This window comes from Limnothrix sp. FACHB-881 (assembly GCF_014698135.1).
Lineage (GTDB): Bacteria > Cyanobacteriota > Cyanobacteriia > CACIAM-69d > CACIAM-69d > CACIAM-69d.
This window is the reverse complement of record NZ_JACJSN010000008.1, coordinates 1-15,660: the sequence shown is the minus strand read 5'-3', so window position 1 is coordinate 15,660 and position 15,660 is coordinate 1. Positions and strand designations below refer to the sequence as shown.

Annotated in this window: 14 protein-coding genes; 8 read left to right on the top strand and 6 right to left on the bottom strand. The window is 53.5% G+C overall.

The features are described 5' to 3' along the window. Window positions 1–390: 390 nt before the first annotated feature. On the top strand, window positions 391–699 hold the full coding sequence (locus tag H6G52_RS09330) for a DUF5132 domain-containing protein (RefSeq protein ID WP_199309193.1): 309 nt from the start codon (window positions 391–393) through the stop codon (window positions 697–699). 167 nt (window positions 700–866) lie between these two features. Here H6G52_RS09330 and H6G52_RS09325 read toward each other — a convergent pair whose 3' ends face one another. From H6G52_RS09325 to H6G52_RS09310, 4 genes are all read right to left on the bottom strand, one after another. Further along, window positions 867–1,199: a hypothetical protein gene (locus tag H6G52_RS09325; RefSeq protein WP_099532344.1), complete on the bottom strand. Its 333-nt coding sequence runs from the start codon at window positions 1,197–1,199 to the stop codon at window positions 867–869. A 108-nt stretch (window positions 1,200–1,307) separates the two neighbouring features. Next, window positions 1,308–3,578 (bottom strand): heavy metal translocating P-type ATPase, encoded by a 2,271-nt coding sequence (locus tag H6G52_RS09320; protein ID WP_199312303.1) that lies wholly within the window; start codon window positions 3,576–3,578, stop codon window positions 1,308–1,310. 28 nt (window positions 3,579–3,606) lie between these two features. Beyond that, window positions 3,607–4,473, bottom strand: coding sequence for an HMA2 domain-containing protein (locus H6G52_RS09315; RefSeq protein WP_199312301.1), 867 nt, complete (start codon window positions 4,471–4,473; stop codon window positions 3,607–3,609). Window positions 4,474–5,014: 541 nt separating this feature from the next. After that, window positions 5,015–5,161: a hypothetical protein gene (locus H6G52_RS09310; protein ID WP_158234361.1), complete on the bottom strand. Its 147-nt coding sequence runs from the start codon at window positions 5,159–5,161 to the stop codon at window positions 5,015–5,017. On the opposite strand from H6G52_RS09310, the gene H6G52_RS09305 reads away from it, so the two are divergent. The 6 genes from H6G52_RS09305 (at window position 5,160) to H6G52_RS09280 (ending at window position 10,643) form a co-directional block, all read left to right on the top strand. After that, a complete protein-coding gene (locus tag H6G52_RS09305; RefSeq protein WP_099532346.1) occupies window positions 5,160–5,789 on the top strand; it encodes a FeoB small GTPase domain-containing protein in 630 nt (209 codons plus the stop codon). The genes H6G52_RS09310 and H6G52_RS09305 overlap by 2 nt on opposite strands. Window positions 5,790–5,857: 68 nt before the next feature. Continuing rightward, window positions 5,858–7,312: a ferrous iron transporter B gene (locus tag H6G52_RS09300; protein ID WP_190354639.1), complete on the top strand. Its 1,455-nt coding sequence runs from the start codon at window positions 5,858–5,860 to the stop codon at window positions 7,310–7,312. A gap of 197 nt (window positions 7,313–7,509) precedes the next feature. Beyond that, window positions 7,510–7,749 carry a FeoA family protein gene (locus tag H6G52_RS09295; RefSeq protein ID WP_099534029.1) on the top strand — a complete coding sequence of 80 codons (240 nt, stop codon included), beginning with the start codon at window positions 7,510–7,512 and terminating at the stop codon, window positions 7,747–7,749. Between the two features lie 163 nt (window positions 7,750–7,912). Continuing rightward, window positions 7,913–8,878 carry an NAD(P)-dependent oxidoreductase gene (locus tag H6G52_RS09290; protein WP_190527920.1) on the top strand — a complete coding sequence of 322 codons (966 nt, stop codon included), beginning with the start codon at window positions 7,913–7,915 and terminating at the stop codon, window positions 8,876–8,878. A 36-nt stretch (window positions 8,879–8,914) separates the two neighbouring features. Next, window positions 8,915–9,862, top strand: a complete 948-nt coding sequence (locus H6G52_RS09285) for a peptidoglycan-binding protein (RefSeq protein WP_190527918.1) — start codon at window positions 8,915–8,917, stop codon at window positions 9,860–9,862. A gap of 88 nt (window positions 9,863–9,950) precedes the next feature. Continuing rightward, window positions 9,951–10,643 carry a response regulator transcription factor gene (locus tag H6G52_RS09280; RefSeq protein WP_099534036.1) on the top strand — a complete coding sequence of 231 codons (693 nt, stop codon included), beginning with the start codon at window positions 9,951–9,953 and terminating at the stop codon, window positions 10,641–10,643. A 90-nt stretch (window positions 10,644–10,733) separates the two neighbouring features. Here the strand turns inward: H6G52_RS09280 and H6G52_RS09275 are convergent, their stop codons facing one another. Together H6G52_RS09275 and H6G52_RS09270 are read right to left on the bottom strand one after the other, a co-directional pair. Beyond that, on the bottom strand, window positions 10,734–12,014 hold the full coding sequence (locus tag H6G52_RS09275; RefSeq protein WP_190527917.1) for a sensor histidine kinase: 1,281 nt from the start codon (window positions 12,012–12,014) through the stop codon (window positions 10,734–10,736). A 435-nt stretch (window positions 12,015–12,449) separates the two neighbouring features. After that, window positions 12,450–15,239, bottom strand: a complete 2,790-nt coding sequence (locus H6G52_RS09270; protein WP_190527915.1) for a hybrid sensor histidine kinase/response regulator — start codon at window positions 15,237–15,239, stop codon at window positions 12,450–12,452. A gap of 227 nt (window positions 15,240–15,466) precedes the next feature. Between H6G52_RS09270 and H6G52_RS09265 the strand changes: the two genes are divergently transcribed. Next, a partial coding sequence (locus tag H6G52_RS09265) for a transposase (protein ID WP_190527913.1) occupies window positions 15,467–15,660 on the top strand: 194 nt, incomplete at its 3' end.

The following is a 15,660-nucleotide window of genomic DNA, read 5'->3' as shown; positions in this document are numbered from 1 at the left end:
CGCCAGGCGACCACCAACCCAAGTTTTCTCCTAGCTTTGGCTTTTCAGACATCCTCGGCATCCAATTTTGGGGTTCCTTGAGATCAGTTGAGCGATCTGTTGGGAGATGAGTTGGCGTAAAATTTGACAGAAATTCTCTATAGGAATCTGGAATCATAAACGAATCACAGGACTGCTTTGGGTCATTTTTCAATCATTTTGCAGCCCAAAATTGCGATTACAATCCTCTAAAAAATATTCAATAAGCTGACTGATGTTGTCCTGAAATCTAGATTGTTTTAATCCAATCCTTTTGGAAAGACTTGATAGAATTAGGGCATGTATCGTCGGTGGCGAGTAACTCCCATGATGAATCTTGGCGAACTCCGTCTGAGATCGCGCATTATCGGTTTGGCTCAAGAACCTGCGGCTAAGGTGGCCTTGGCCGGTGTGGCAACGGTGGTGGTTGCCCCGATTATTTTGCCTTTGTTGAAACCAGCGCTCAAGGCAGGGTTGAAAACCGGGGTTGTGTTGTTTGAAAAGACAAAAGCCGCGATCGCGGAAACCGGCGAAATGATCGCGGATATTGCGGCGGAGGCCCGTGCTGAAGCCCTCGCGGAAGCCCGGGTACCGCTGGGTTTAACGGCCAGTGCGCCCGGATCGGAGGTGACCCCGGCGTTGAATGCAACCTCGCCGGAAGAAGAACACCGACTGGTCTAATGGGAAGGGTGAGCGATCGGGCTGGATGCGCCAGCCGATCCACTCACTGCCCAATTCCGTCCCGATGTCATCAAACAATGAGCGCCCAATTATAAGCGCCCATATAAGCGCCCAGGAATGAACACCAAGGTGTTCCTGCCGAGTTCGATCGAGCGGTTAACGCTCTCCTAAGCGGCGTTGTTGGTTTGTGCTGTGCCCTGAACTGAATCCTGCTGAGAAGCCCCAATTGCCATTGCGCGGTTGGGGCGTTGGTTTTGGGCCGCGGGAGCCAGGCGCAGGGTGGGAGCGGGGGCCGTTTGTTGGGCTTGGGTAATCCAATCGCTCAGGGCGATCGGGCGTTGGCGCTGGTGCAAGGATTGCAGGAGCGATCGCACCACCACGGGCCCCACCAGGACGGCCCCCAACCCCAGCAAGGCAGTCAAGTCCTGTTGACAGCCATCCTCAATCATTTCCTTGACATGAAAGGTGATCACGGATTTATCCAGATGAATCCAAGCCATGGGTCTGAAGGGGGTGAAGGGTTTGCAAATCGAGGCAGTGAACGCAGGTTGAACGACGAGGTGAAAGCTGGGGTGAATTAGGGGCGATCGGTGGGCGGGGAGGGAACGCTAGCGATCGCGGGGTCGCTCAAAAAAGTGGTGCTGAATCAGGGGGCGCAAACTATTGAGACCGGCGGCGATCGCGGAGCCGTTGTGGATGGCGGTGGCGATCGGGGGGCTGAGGCCGCGGGTGGTGGCTAGCCCCAATGCAATCAGGTTGGGTAACACCACCAAGGCGGTGTTTTGTTCAATCAACCCTTGGGTTTGGCGGGCGATGGTCAACACCTCCAGCAAATCCAGCAAATGGTTATTCATCAACACCACATCGGCGGTTTCGCGGGCAATTTCCGACCCCTGCTCAAAGGAAATGGACACATCCGCATAGGCCAGGGCCACGGAATCGTTGAGGCCATCGCCCACAAAGGCCACGGTGCGCCCCGATCGCCGCAGGTCGCGAATGATGGTGGCTTTGCGATCGGGAAAGGCTTCCGCATAAACCCGATCGGTCGGAATTTCCAGGGCCCGTGCCACCTGGGCCGCGCGGGCGGGCGTGTCGCCGGTCAGCAACCGCACATCCAATCCCAATTCCGTTTGCAGGGTTTGCACCAGGGCCGCACTTTCGGGCCGCAGGGGGTCGGTGTAGCGCAGTTCGCCCATGAATCGGCCATCCACGGCCACATAGATCGAAGGCTGGGCGATCGAGGGTTGGCTGCTGGCCTGTTGATCCAGGGTGGTCAGCCATTCGCCCAAACCCGTCACACCCTGCTGAATTAAAAATCGCGCACTGCCCACCAGCACATCACCCGCCGCCAGTTGGGCCCGTACCCCCAAGCCCACTTCATAGTTCCATTCACCCCGATCGCTCAGGGTCAGGCCCCGATCGGCCGCTGCCCGCACGATCGCCTCGGCCACCGGATGGGTGAGCCGCTGTTCCGCCGAAGCGGCCAGTTGCAGGAGTTGATCAGGGGTGATGTCCGGTTGGGCGGGCAACACTTGCTCTAAAACAATGTCGCCCTGGGTGAGCGTGCCCGTTTTGTCGAACACCACCGTATCGATCGCCGCCAACTGTTCCAGGGTTCGCCCGCTGCGCACCAACACGCCGTGACGGGTGGTGTGGTTCAAGGCTCCCAGGAACGCCGTGGGAATCGACAGCCGAATGCCGGTCACAAAGTCCAGGGTCAGAATGGCCGCCGCCCGAGCCGGATCGCGGGTGGCAATCAGCACCACCAGGGCCAAAATCAGGGCCGGGCCGATCGCCCTGTCAGCCAGCCGTTCGGCATAGTTGGCCATCCGAGTGTCATAGACCGGGGCCTGTTCCAGCAGGGCCAAGCTGGCGGCGGCACGGGTTTGGTTGCCCACCCGTTCGGCTCGCAGGTAAATTTGCCCCGATCGCACCAAGGTTGAAGCATGAACCCAGCGGCCGGCACTGGCGGCCACGGGCAAGGGTTCCCCGGTCAGGCTTTTTTCATCGATCGTGGCTTCACCAGACAGCACCGGCCCATCGGCGGGAATTTGCTCACCGGGATAAACCACCACCAAATCGCCCACCTGGAGCTGGTCACTGGGAATTCGTTGGGGCGGCCCGTCGTTCATTTTCACCCAAGCAAACCGCCCGATCGCGTCGGACAAATTAGCCGTTCGCAGGGCCGTGGCCCGTGCGGTGCGATCGCGAATCGCATCCCCCAAAGCGTGCAGAGTCAAGACCAAGGACGGAACCACCAAAGATCCACCGCTGCTGCTGAGGCCGATCGCCAACAGATCCATGCAGTCAATGTTCAAGCGGCGATCGACCGTCACGCTTTGCCAAGCCCGCTGGGCCACGGGCCAAACGGCCCGCAACAGGGCCACCGTCGCCAGCACCCGCAACGGCAACAGGGGCCGCCACCGGGCCAACCCCGCCAAAGCCAAGGCCGTCAAGGTTTGGGACAAGGAGGCTTCTTCCTCTTCTTCATCCTCCGCCGCTTCTATCGGGTCTCCGACCGTGGCAGGAGCTGGCGGTTCTGGGGCCGGTTGCAACAGCAGGGCCCGATCGGGCCAAGCCAGGGCCAGCCAGTCATCCAAGCGTAATCGCAGGCCGGCCATTGGTAACTGGCGATCGTGATACACAATCGTCACCGAAGCGGCCGCCCGCACCACCCGCACCGCCGCCACGTCCGATCGCGCCGCCAGGGCCGTTTCCAACCGTTCCACCGCCAGGGCCGAAGACCGCGCCGGCCACCAACGCACCCGCACCCGGCCCGGCTGCCAATGGATCAATTCCCAATGGGTCCAGGCCGCCGGTCGTTCCCAGCGCCAGGTGCGATCGTCCGCCACGGTCTGCCCCATGTTTGCCATTGCCATGCCCTTTTCGCTGAAATCCTGATGGTGGCTAATCCTGGTTGGCGCGATTCAACACCTGCAACAATCGCAACCCCAACTCCAAATCCGAGAGGCCCGTGGAGTCGTATTGAATCGCCAAGGAGGCCGCCGCCTGATTGATCCGCGTGCCCAACACGATCGGCTCATCCTTCAGCAGGGTTTCCAGCCGCTTGCCATAGGCTCGATCGGTGCGGAGGCGATCGATCCGCAACCGAATCCGCCCCGGCACGGAATGGACGATCGTGCAATCTTCGCAACCCAAACCAACGCCCAAATTATTGCCCAGTTCAGTGAGGGAAATGGGACTCGTCTGGGCAGCGGCTGCGGATTGGTTGCTGGGGGCCGGCGCTGCGGTCACCGTGGCCAAAGCCGCCCCCGCCGTCACCATGGCCAAGGTTCCCGCCGAGCTGTTGGCCTGCTGTTTGAAGTACAGAATGACTTGGCGCACCACCGCCGCGATCGCCAGGTTGGTCAACAGGGCCCGCGAACCGCGCAGTTGAAACCGGGTTGTGACAAACAAGCCCGCCAACACCGGCAAAATCGTCGTAATTTCCCCGTATTCCTGCAACCATTGCCCCAATTGGGCAGACAGGGTGAGGTACGCAGAGTCAGGGCCCGGCTCGATCGCACCGGATGGGGTGGATTGCGCCAACGCACCCGTTGCCGTTGCGGCCAGATCAGAATCAGAGTTCACAGGTTGGGATTGAGGAGGGGCAGAGGAAGCGTTGATCACCAGCCGATCGGACTCGGGGGGCTGCTCCTGGAAAGCTGGGGCGATTGGAGAGACCTCAGCGGCCGAGTCCAACCCTGAATTAGCCAACGGTTGCGGCTCAGGGGTTACGGATGGCTCGCGATCGGGGTTTGAGGAATGACTCATGGCTTTAGTTCCCCATAACAAGGATGGGGGGCACAAACAATCCCAGCCAGTGGCCCACGACCCAGCGGGACAAACCCCCAGGGGCGCGGTGGCTTCAAGGATCTTAGGGGAAAAGCTTTTGGAGGGACAGAACTGTCCAAACTCATTAGCAGTGTAAGTGCAATAGACGGATATTTTCAATAAAATTGCTGATTTTTCTTAATAGAGTGGCATGGCTCCCGGGAGGCTAATTGCCAAAATTACAGAATTTGACCCTCCATGGTTTGTTGGCAATGGGTGAAAGTTCCACTATTCCCAATACCCACCCAATCGCTGCAATTATTGAAAATTCTGAATTTCTTGAGCTTGCTGATTTCGGTTTGCACTGTCCAGATTGGCCCGGCCGCTTCCCAAATTTCGGCACAGATCAGGGCCGATCGCCCCGCCCCAGCACCGGTTCTCTAGACTCTAAATTGCTCAAGAAGTAGAATCAGGATTATTGAGAAAGTCTTGCAGATTTCCAGTAAGCTATCCTGCCACTTCTAAAATGAGGGCGACCGTCTCAAAATGCTCTCAGTCCGGGGCTGGCGTTGGCATTGGCTGCTTGCAGGTGCTTGAGCACTTGGGTTTGAGCACTTTGGGATAGCGTCTTGAAATAGCGTCTGCAAATTACGTTGCCCGGCAAGATTGCCAGGGAGAGTTGGGTCATGGATTGTCATCAGTGCCATCAAAACAACGGGAGTTGTGGGTCTAAGCGATCGCTGCGGTGGTTGCCCTTTGGCGAAAACTTCAACCGGCCCCCGATCGAACCCAGTGGGCCACAAGTTGCCCTGGTGGGAATGCCGAATGTGGGCAAATCCGTCCTATTCCATGCCCTGACTGGCACTTACGTCACGGTGTCTAACTATCCCGGCACAACGGTGGAAGTGACGCGCGGGGCCATGACCCTGGACGATCGCGCCGTCAGTGTGATTGATACGCCGGGGATGTATTCCCTGTTACCGATTAGCGAAGAAGAACGGGTGGCCCGAGATTTGCTGATGTCGGAACCCTTTGGGGCGATCGTCCATGTGCTGGATGCCAAGAATTTGGGGCGGATGTTGGCGCTAACGGTGCAGTTGCTAGAAGCAGAGCTGCCCGTGATTGTGGCGGTGAACATGATGGACGAGGCCCAGCGTTGGGGCCTGACCATCGATCGGGAAGCCCTGATTGAAGAATTGGGCGTGCCGGTGGTGTTGATGGCGGCGGCCCGCAACTGGGGCGTGGATCAATTGCGAGAAACCCTGGCCGATCGCCTAGCCAGCACCCCAGCCCCAGTCTTGGCCGCGGTGGGCTAGGACGTGCCATTGCTAAACGATTGCTGAACTATCAAGGCCGCCCAGGAGCAGGCCAATAGAAAACAGAAATGAGTCTAACAATCCAATATTTAGAGCCGATCGAAGTGGCGATCGCCCAAATTGAAACTTGGTGGCGATCGGGCTGGGGTCAAGACTTTGCCGATCGCCATTTGTCATCCCGCAGCTTTGCCCTGTTGTTGCTGCAAAAAGACCCCAATTTGTGGGAGCAATTACCGGGCGATCGACAACAGGATCTAGAGCAATTAATCGCCACGACCCAAGCCCAACTCAACCGACCAATTTCGCTGGAAATTGCCCAGGCACGCCAAGGATTTGCCCAGGCGATCGAACAAAACACCTTAGCGGAGCCGAACCCCAGCCAGCGCCGTTGGGGCGAGCGGATCCATAAGCTAACGGTGAACCCCATTTCGGGTTTTCCCATTTTGGTATTGGTGCTCTATTGGGGGGTTTATAAATTCGTTGGGGAATTCGGAGCCGGAGAACTAGTCGATCGGATTGAAACCTTCTTTGAGGAACAAATTAACCCCGTTGTGAACCATGTCACGGAGCAAGTGATTCCCTGGCCCGCCTTGCAGGATCTCTTTGCCCATGACTACGGGATTATTACCCTCGGAATTCGCTACGCCACGGCGATTGTGCTGCCGGTGGTGGCGACCTATTTTCTAATGTTTTCCCTGTTAGAAGATAGCGGCTATTTGCCTCGGCTATCTCTGATGCTCGATCGACTGTTTAAGGCGATCGGCCTCTCGGGCCGAGCTGTTATCCCGATCGTTTTGGGGCTGGGATGTGACACCATGGCCACGATCGTTACCCGCACCCTGGAAACCAAGCGGGAACGACTGATCGCCACTTTTTTGCTGTCCTTGGCTATTCCCTGTGCAGCCCAATGGGGTGTGATTTTGGGACTCCTGGCCCAGCGCCCGGCGGCTTTGGTCACCTGGGCTGGGTTGATCGTGGGCATTTTCCTGCTGGCCGGCTTCTTAATTGATAAATTCCTGCCCGGTTCTGCGGCTCAGTTTTATATTGAACTGCCCCCTCTGCGCCTGCCCAAAATCCGCAACGTGATCACCAAAACCTGGGTGCGGATGAAGTGGTATTTCTGGGAAGTGTTGCCGCTGTTCATTTGGGCTTCGGCTATTATTTGGGTGGGTCGTTTAACGGGAATTTTTGATTGGCTGATTAGCGGCATTGAACCGATCGCCCTAGGTTTGGGTTTGCCCAAAGAAACCGCACCCATTTTGCTCTATGGGTTCTTCCGACGGGACTATGGCGCTGCGGGGTTATTTGATTTGCAGCAGGGCGGTCAGCTCACGGGCGATCAACTGCTGATTGCAGCAGTGGTGCTGACTCTGTTTTTGCCTTGCATTGCCCAATTGCAGATGATCATCAAGGAGCGAGGAGTCAAAACTGCCCTGTTGATGGTGTCATTTATTTTCCCCTTCGCTTTGGCAGTTGGCTATGTTTTGAATTGGGGGCTAAATTTGTTTCATATTGTGCTCTAGGACAGTGATGTTTGAATGCTGGGTATAGGGGGCTATCGTCCAATCCCCGAGGCTTGCATCCTGCCACTGCAAGATCTCGGGGGGCAAGGGACTTAAACCCCTTGTCTGGGACGATTAGGCTAGGAAAAATCAACCCTTTCAACCCTGAGCTATCCTATTCGTCCTAGCCCGTTTTTTACCTCTGGAGACTGATTGCCATGAATGCGTTGTCCACGATTCGATCGAGCGATCCCCATTGGATTGCCCATTTGGAAACCCAGGATGATGCCATGCTCCGCAAGCTGACGGCGCTGGGCATTTTGCCGGGAAATCAAATTGCGATCGAGCAGCGGTTTCCGTCCTATATCGTCAGCATTGGTCGCACCCGAGCCGCCCTCGATCGGGAAACGGTGCAATGCATTTTTGTGACTCGGGAACAACATCCAACCGCCATTTAAACCGCCATTTAAGTTGATTACCCCCGTCGCACCCTAGCAACCTCGTGGCCCTCCATTAGCCTCATCGGTTGGTGTTGCCATCTAGATCACAAGCACGCCGGTTTGTTAAGATTGCCCGGCTGCACTCAGACAAGCCGATCGGGGCGGGGAGCAACCAAGCCATATGGGGCCGATTTTGATCACGGGGGCGAGCGGCTGTGTGGGCCACTATCTGGTTGATCGCCTGTTGCAATTGACCGATCGCCCCCTGTGGTTGTTGGTGCGCAGTCCCGAAAAATTGCAATTTGATTGGCAAAATCACCCGCAAATTGAGGTACTGGCGGGCGATTTGCGCGAGCTTGATCGCTTTGCCGATCGCCTGAAGCAGGTGCAAACGGCCATCCTAGCGGCCACCTGCTGGGGCGGGCCGGAAACCTTTGCGGTGAACGTGGGTCAAAACCAAGCGCTGATGGATGGGCTGGATCCCGATCGCTGCGATCAGATTCTGTATTTCTCCACGGCCAGCGTGTTGGGGCGCGATGGGCATTTGCTGTCGGAAGCCCTGCAACTCGGCACGGACTACATTCGCAGCAAAGCCGAATGCACCCAGCAATTGACCGATCGCCCGCTAGCCGATCGCATCACCGCCATCTATCCGACGATCGTGCTCGGGGGCGATCGCGATAAACCCTACTCAGAACCCACCAAAGGCCTGCCGGAAGCCCTGCGCTACATCAGCTTGATCCGGCGGCTGAAGGTGGATGGCAGCTTTCACTTTGTCCATGCGGCGGACATTGCCCGGGTGGTGGTCCACTTGGCCCTCAATCCACCGTCGGAACCCGGGCCGCGCCATTTTGTGTTGGGTCAGCCGGCCCTGACCGCCAATGAACTGGTGGATATTGCTTCCACGGTGCTGAAGGGACGACCGGCGCGGCTGAAAATTCCCCTGTCGGTGGGCTTGGCTGATCGGCTAATTGACTGGTTCAACATCCAGATGGGCCCCTGGGATCGGTTCTGCATGGCCTACCGGCACTTTACCTATGACCAAGTTTGGTCGCCGGCCAGCTTTGGCCTGGAAACGGCCTATCCCACCCTGGCGGACATTTTGCGCCAGTACGGCCGGCCAGAAGTCAGCGGAGCCAAGCGGTAATTGGCATCCCGTTTCGCCATCGGATTAAATCAAGGCATGGAGTTGAAATATCGCGGTCTGGCCTATCAACGCCCGGCCCCCAGCATTGCCCAGGACAATCCCGATCGCCCCTCGATGTCCCCATCCAGGGTCAGCGATTCCGTGACGATCGGCCCATATCTCGGCAAATACCGGGGCTGTGAGTTTGTGCTGCAAGCGGGGCGATCGATGCTGGCGGCAGGGTTGGCGGCTTGGCCCTGGCCCCGATCGGTGGTGTTGAAATATCGCGGCTTGGCCTACGGGCCCGGCTACGATCGCCCCTTGCCGCCGGACGCAACGCCCACCAGCGCCCAGCCCAACGCCGCCCACAGCGCCAATCACGCCGTTGATCGCCTGGCCAAAACCATTAGCCGCGATCGCCAAGCAACTCCCGCGCGTCCTTTGCCGGCCGATCCTTGGCCCCAAGGGCAAGCGCCCCCCAGCCGATCGACCCTCTATCCCGGTCAGCGGGGCGATCGCGTGGCCGTTCTGCAAGCCGCCCTCCAACGTCAGGGCCTGTTGCGCGCGCCCTATCAACCGGGGTATTACGGCCCTCTGACCGATCGAGCCGTTCGCAAATTACAGCGGGCCTGGGGCGTGCCGATCACCGGCATTGCCGATGCCAGGGTTTGGCGTTGGGTAGAAGGCAACCCCCAACGGCCCAGCCCACCCCCCAGACCAACCGTTGCGCCGATCCGGCCCGATCGGCCCCTGCAAACGGGCGATCGGGGGCCTTGGGTGGCCGAACTGCAAGCCCGGCTCCGCTGCCGAGGCTACTTTGACCACCGAATCACCGGCCACTTTGACGCAACCACCACCACCGCCCTGCATCAGTTCCAGGGCGATCGGGGTTTGGCCCCCACTGGCCAGGCCGATGCCACCACCTGGGCCGCCCTGGCCCAGCGCAACCCAGCCACGAACACCACCGCGCGATCGATAGCCCTGCACCCACAACCGCTAGGCTAGGATTCAGGATTTCCAAACCGACCGATCGGCCCCTGGGGCTGGTTGCCATCCTGCCTTTTCCGTTCCTCCTTCCTTTCTTCTCAGTCCCATGTCTGCTCAATTGCTGTTAGTTGATGATGAACCCAGTCTCCGGGAAGCGGTGCAAGCCTACCTAGAAGACAGTGGTTTCACGGTGCGTGTTGCCCGCGATGCCACCGAAGGATGGGAAATGGTGCAGCAATTTGCCCCGGATCTCGTCATTTCCGATGTGATGATGCCCAAGGTGGATGGCTACCAGTTTTTGCAGCAGTTGCGGGATGATGCCCGGTTTCGATCAATTCCCGTGGTTTTTCTGACCGCCAAGGGCATGACGGGCGATCGCATCCAAGGCTATAGCGCCGGTTGCGATGCCTATTTATCCAAACCCTTTGACCCCGATGAGCTGGTGGCGATCGTCGAAAACTTACTGCGCCGACGCGATGAAGTGACCGCCCCGACGGGTGATGGCGAACATGACATCGCCGATTTGGCTCGGCAAATTGCGGAAATCAAAGCCATCTTGACCCAACGCGGCGGCATCACTCCCACCCCGCCCCCGATCGCCGTGGATTTGACCCCCCGTGAACAAAGTGTTTTGAATTTGGTCGCCGAGGGGCTAATGAACAAGGAAATTGCTCGCCGGTTAGATACCAGCGTGCGCAATGTGGAAAAGTACGTCAGCCGCCTATTCAGCAAAACCGGCACCAACAGCCGCACCGAATTAGTCCGCTTTGCCCTGGAGCATGGTCTCACCAAAAACTAAATCTGAGCACCGGTTGCCTATGCCTGGGGAAAACCCCCAAACCACGCATCTGGTGCTCAACAATCCCTCAAATTGCCAGCAACCCAGCCATCAAGCAGGCTCAGATTCAACGTCTAGCTGAGTGGGCAAGCGAATTTCAAACTCAGTACCTTGCCCCACCTGAGACTCCACCGTCAAAGTACCCAAGTGCTTTTCGGTCACAATTTGATGGGCGATCGCCAGTCCCAAACCCGTTCCTTTGCCAATTTGCTTCGTCGTAAACAAATGCTCAAAAATTCGGGGCTTAATCTGCTCCGGAATTCCCTTACCGTTGTCACCAATCTTGATTGACAAAAACTCGCCATCAACCCGAGTCCTAATTGTAATTTTCAGCACATCTGGCAGCGGATTAGTCTCTTGCCAATCACTGACCATTTCATCCAGCGCATCAATGGCATTCGCTAAAATATTCATAAAAACCTGATTTAACTGATCTGGAAAACACAAAATATCTGGGATTTCATCATAATTTGTCACTACTTCAATTGCTGGACGATCTTTTTTGTAAATTAGTCGATGGCGCAAAATCATCAATGTGCTGTCAATGCCATCATGCACATTGAAAAGCTGCGGGCGATCGCTTCCCATTCTAGAGAAAGTTCGCAGACTACGACTAATTGTCGTAATTCTTTCACCACTGCCTTTAATCGAATTCAGCAACTTCGGCAAATCTTCCTGTAAATAATCCAAGTCAATTTGAGCCAGCAGTTTCAATAGCTCAGGACTCGGTTCCTTCAGTTCCTGTTGATAACCCCTAATGACTTTGAATAAGTCGCCTAACGCATCTTCTGCCAACTGAATATTTCCGAGAATGCAGCCCACAGGATTATTGATTTCATGGGCCACACCAGCAATGAGGCTTCCCAGGGCAGACATTTTCTCACTCTGCACAAGCTGCATCTGCGAAGCTCGTAGCTCAGTGGTCGCGTTTTCAACTTCTTGGGCTAATTTCTCTGTTAAGCGATAAAGCTTTAAATGGGTTCTAATTCGAGCCAACACTTCTTTGGTATGAAACGGTTTTGTAATATAATCAACGGCTCCAACTTCCAGCCCACGCATCTTACTTTTAATATCCGTGAGCGCGGTCATAAAAATAACCGGCACTTGAGCAGTTTCAGGATTTTCTTTTAACCGCAGACAGGTTTCAAATCCATCCAGTCCCGGCATCATGACATCCAGCAAAATCAGGCTGGGCAAACACCTGGCAACTTGCTGCAAAGCACGTTCACCACTCGTTGCGATCGCCACCTCAAATCCTGAATTACTCAAGGTCAAAGACAACACATCTAAATTAGTAGGGGTGTCATCAACAATCAGCACAAGATCCGTCATAGTTAGCGTTAGGTCACTCAGCAAGTCAACAGCAATCTTTCAGCTAAAAATAATTAGTCAACGCATCAATTCGCAACTAATTTACAATTTATATTGTTTTAATCGAATATCAATTTGATCAAATTCACATTTGATCAAGTATAACTTTTGACACCAAACGTTATCTTTGATACATTAAACGCCAACGTATGAATTTTTGGCTCATTGATCATAGCTTTAATTGCTCGAAGCTTTTGATCAATTAACGGATTGTTACCCACTCATTATATTCTGAGGCTTTCAAAGCCTTAATTCAAAGTTCTGGTAGTGCCTGTGAGGTGATGATTTTTGGTGACTGATCGCCTACACCGCAAGACTTTCACCAGCTCATCATTACTGAATTACGGCACTATCCATAATTTTCACTAATTTCTATGATTAGCGAGAATCGAGAGATCAATTCTGGGAACCAACAATCGCAGCCTGAATCATTTCCTCAAGCTCTTCTAATTTAAACTGCTTGGCTAAGTGCAACACATCTCGCGCAAAAGGCTCATAGGAACCGGACTCCAGATGCTCATCTGGGGTTGTGGCAGCTTCTTGCAGCAGTGACTCCACCGCCGTAACCAACTTTTGAAGACGACCGACCTGCACCAAATACAACCAGGATTGTAATTCCGTGAGGGGTGGAACGATTCGGTCTTGTGAGTTGTCGAGTGGCACAAGCTGCGCTGAATCCTGCTTTTGCAGTTGCCAAATCACATCCAGATGTTGAGCCAGAAGACTAAAGAGGCGATCGGCCTTGACTGGCTTTTCCAGAAAATCATCGCCACCAACATCTAGACTCATTTGTCGATCGAGCTGGGACACGGAAGCCGACGAAACAATGACCTTTAAGCTGGCCCATTGTTGATGACGACGGATCTGTCGAATCAGTTCAAACCCATCCATCACAGGCATTGACAAATCCGTAATGATCAAGTCGGGTAGTTGGCGTTCCAATTCTCCTAAAGCCTGTTGCCCTTGATCCGCTTCTATGACTAAAAAGCCAACTGACTCTAATAAATTCCGCAAAACAGCTCGATTATCTGGAACATCATCAACAATCAAAATAGAGCGTTTCAGACCTTGATAACCCACCACTTCACCCATGGATTTCACCGACTCCTGCAACCAATCGGTTGCTAGGGGAACATTCAGTTGAAAGAAAAACTGACTTCCTGCACCCAGTTGGCTCTTGATTTGAATCATTCCACCCATCAGGGAGACAATTTTTTGGCTAATAGCCAAGCCCAAACCGGTGCCTGCTGCTTTTCGCCCTGATTCACCTACTTGCTCAAAGGATCGGAATAACTTCTGGATATCTTTTGGTGCAATACCAATTCCTGTATCAATAACTTTAAATTCCAAACAGCAGTGATCTTGAGTGGTTAAATCAAGCTGAGACTGATGGGATGAGTCAGAAACCACTCGATTAATCATTAAGGTAACGGAACCATAGTCAGTAAATTTAATGGCATTGCCCATTAGATTAATGAGTACCTGTCTTAAGCGTTTTTCATCTACTAAAATTCCTGTTGGCAGATTAGGATCTGGTTGATAGTAAAATTCGATATTTTTTTGATCTGCACGAACTCGACAAATTTCAATCACCCCCTGGAGGAAAGTTTCCAGGTGAACTGGTTTTGGGTCAAGCTCCAGCTTTCGAGCTTCAATTTTGGCCAAATCCAGAATGTCCTCAATGAGGGTCAGCAGATGCGAACCACATTGATAAATCACATCAATACCATGTAGATCTTTATCGGTAAGCGCTTTCGATCGCGCCAAAATTTGGGCATAGCCTAAGATGCCATTCAGTGGCGTTCGCAGTTCATGGCTCATATTTGCCAGAAATTCACTCTTGGCATGATTAGCTGCATCGGCCGCAATTTTTGCAGCTTCTAATTCCGCAGTTCTTTCCGCCACGCGATCCTCTAAAATTTCAAAGGAATGCTTTAGCTGAGTTGCCATTTGATTAAAAGATTGCGCCAAGCCTTGAAGCTCAACAATCTTACTCTCCTTAATCAGTAAATTAAGATTGCCACTGGCGATCGCGTTACTTGCCCTCTGCAAGCTAAAAACAGGATTGGTGATCCAATTTGCCGTGCAGATACTCAAGACAGTGACGATCACAGCCGTCCCAAAACAGAGCCATAGGCTCATGCGTGTGTTGGCATCAATGGCCTCCATGAAATCTGACTCTGGCACTGTGATAATGATGAGCCAATCGATGCCATCTGGATCCTGCCAGGGGGTTACCTGCACAAATTGCTGGCGCTGATTAATGGAGGCCATGAATGTATGACCCTGATAGATGGATTGAAAGTTGCCAAATTTTTGTTGAACTTTTTGAGCCGTATTCCGAATTATTGAATCGGGAATATTATTAACGTTATAGCGAAGTGTTTTTTGATCGCCTAACTTTGCAAATACCAGTTGCTGACCAGAGCTAGCAATTAATTGGCCATTGCGCTCAACAATAAAGATATAACCAGATGGACTGATTTTTAGATTCTGCAAAAATTTGCTGATATGATCTAATTGCAGGTCAACTGACAACATCCCTGAGATTTTATTGTTTTTATCAAATAGCGGATAAATTGCGCCAAGAGCAACGTAATAATTAGAATCAGTGATCGCCTGAGCAACCTCAGAAGATAAATTCGGATTAATAGTCAGGTTTTTTCCTGCATATTCATAAACTGCTCCCCAAGAGAATCCCCGTCTATATTTGACTTCTGCATAGGATTGATTAATATCAAGAGGATCAGCAAAATAACGCTGTAATTCTTGAGAACGGCGACCATACTGATCGCTACTATATTCTTGAGATAGATTGTTTCTGGCGTGATGCTCATACAAAGTAACTTCCTTGGGATTAATCCATCTTCCAGCCCCAGTTGCTGAACCATCTGGCAACAAATAGCCAATATAGCTAATAGATTCAAATGCGGAGGATTGCCTCCAGAAATAGAGTTCTTTTTCTCGTGGATTAGACAGATCTAATTGATTGGTCAGGACGGCTTTGGCGGTGGCATCCAGCAATTGCTTAGGCAGTTTCAGATAAGACTTGAGTTCTGAGTCAACTCGCTGAGTGGTACTATCCATGAGCTGGCTGGCTAGGCTGCGCACTGCCTGCTGACCATTTTTAAAGGAAAAGAAGGCAACAAGTCCCACGGCTGTCAGAATTTGCAGCACAAAGGGCACAACTAAAATGACTCGCAGTGGCAATCGCAAGCTCAAGTTTCTGATCCTTCAGTCCTAGTCGTGTAGGAAGATATAATGCAGAAAAATGAGTAAAAACTCGTAATAACGATTCGGAAATTTATATCAGCCAAAAATTTTAAGAGCTAATTTATAAAGAGAAGCTAAAGCCGACTTGGTAGCTCTAAATCCGGTTTTAGGCTAGACCTAACCGAAGCATCACCCAGCTCATGAGTCGTCTCCCGGTCATTGCCAATCCTACCCGCAAAGCCTATCCCAGTGATTTGAGCGATGATGAGTGGGTGCTCCTTCAGCCGCTGCTGCCCGCTCCTAAAGGCTTTGGACATCCGATAGAAGTTGATTTCCGAGAAATCCTCAATGGCATCTTTTACGTCCAGCGCACTGGCTGCCAGTGGGAAATGCT